At 63.9% G+C, this 1864-nt stretch carries 1 protein-coding gene; it reads right to left on the bottom strand.

Annotated elements, in window-relative coordinates; all coding sequences use genetic code 11:
- Window positions 1-730: 730 nt before the first annotated feature.
- Window positions 731-1864, bottom strand: a 1134-nt coding sequence (locus tag J2744_RS15235; RefSeq protein WP_210114061.1) for a rolling circle replication-associated protein, incomplete at its 5' end; no start/stop codon positions are given.

Genomic DNA, 1864 nt, shown 5'->3' on the forward strand with positions numbered 1-1864 from the left:
TCCCCACTCGACGCCGCGCTCACCGCCACCACCCCCGCGACCGCAACCACGCCGTAAGACCGCGAGAGTGTCCGACTCGGGCAAACCGCTCCCGAGTCGGCACTCTGCGCGGACTTACTCTACGGGAGTCGAGAACCGCCCCACTTCCGCCCCGCTTCCGCCCCACGACCGCCCCGCGACCGCCTCTCGTTTCCCTCCCTCCGGTCGGGATAACGCGGGCGGCGGCGCTCGGTCCGGGTCCGCCGGACCTCGCGCACCACAAGGTCGCCGCCCGCTCGGAGGGTATGCGTCGCTTAGCGTCTGTACCGCGGCAAACCAGCCGAGTCGATTCAGGCGAAAACCCTTTGCGCTCGGCGGGAGAAGCAAGACGTGACGACAGGCCCCTCAGCCTCGTCTCCCCGGCGGCGGTCTCCACCCGCCAACGGGGATCGTCGTCACGCCCGGCCTCACCCGGGCTGACTTTCACTTCTGTAGCGTTGCTTATCACCAGACGCCGGGGGCACTTAATTCCTTAACTGGGGTCTATTCGACAGTATTGCCGCAATTCGCCGGAATCAGCAGACGGTACGGGGTCCATCTGAGATTAACCGACTTACATAGATCACCCGGTTACCGGCTATGTTTGTTTATATACTCCGGGGTCTAGAAATCGGGTTTACTTGGCAGGTTGTACTTCAGTATATCCCAGACGGTCACACAACCATGAGAGAAATCTTTCATAAGAATCTCGTCAGTACCGACCGGGATCTCCGACTGGCCCCGGACCTCTCACCGAGCCGTTTACCTCTCCTCCACCACGGTCAGGAGGCTTTCTCTGGTTTGGTGACCCCGCTAGGTACTTCCCTAGCCTCTCTGCCTCCTCTCCCGTGTAGAGACCCGCCTCGACGCCCGAGACTGTCCCGATGTACTTCCATGTCCCTTCCGCCTCCTCCGACTCTGGGGCCGACTCAGCGACCGCTTCAGACAGCCCCTCGCTCATACTGTACGTCCGCTTCCCCGTCGCCCACATCAACGCGCTAAACCCCCTGTACCCGGCGATAGACGGAAGCGACTGCCGATCAGTCGCCCCCTCGCTCCCCTCCCGAGCCAACGACTTCGAGAGGTACTTCATCAGGTACGCCGCCGGACTCTCCAGCTGTAGCGAGCGACCCCGCTTCACCGTCACGTCCTGGGCGTCCCGCGAGGCTCCCTCGACGTACCGATCGACCCAGTATCCGGCCACCTTCTCCCCGAGCGACGGCCGAGCGACACCGAACACTAGAACGTGGAGGTGCGGGTATCCCGTCGCATGAGGCTCGTACACCGCCAGATACTCCGTCTCGACGCCTTCCGTCTCCCGACCGATCACGTCTCTCGCTTTATCCCATCCCTCTTTCAGGTCCGACAGTACCGACGTGAACGCTCTGTACTCGCCGCTCGCGTCCTTGTGCGGGGCTGTGAGGGTTAGCATCGTCGTCGGCACCGTCTCACCCCACTTCCCCGTGACGTGCCTCTCAGCGGCTTTCAGGCGGGCGTACGTCCGTCTCCTGTAGTCCGCGCTCCACCGGTGTTCATGCGGCACCACGAGGTGATCCCCGCTCTCCTCTTCCTCCATCACCAGCATCTGGTTCTCCTTCGCGTCTAGGTACTCCTCCCACGCCTCGACGCCCTCCCCCACCGTGTTCAGGGTCCGTGTGTCGTCCTTCTCGACCGTCGCCCGGAGCCCATCCTCGTCGATTGGCACCTCCCGGAGCTCCACCTCGTCGCCCAGCTGGAGATCTCCCCCAGTTTCCCCACTCGACGCCGCGCTCACCGCCACCACCCCCGCGACCGCAACCACGCCGTAAGACCGCGAGAGTGTCCGACTCGGGCAAACCGCTCCCGA

The organism is Halorubrum trapanicum (assembly GCF_017873555.1).
GTDB classification, from domain to species: domain Archaea; phylum Halobacteriota; class Halobacteria; order Halobacteriales; family Haloferacaceae; genus Halorubrum; species Halorubrum trapanicum.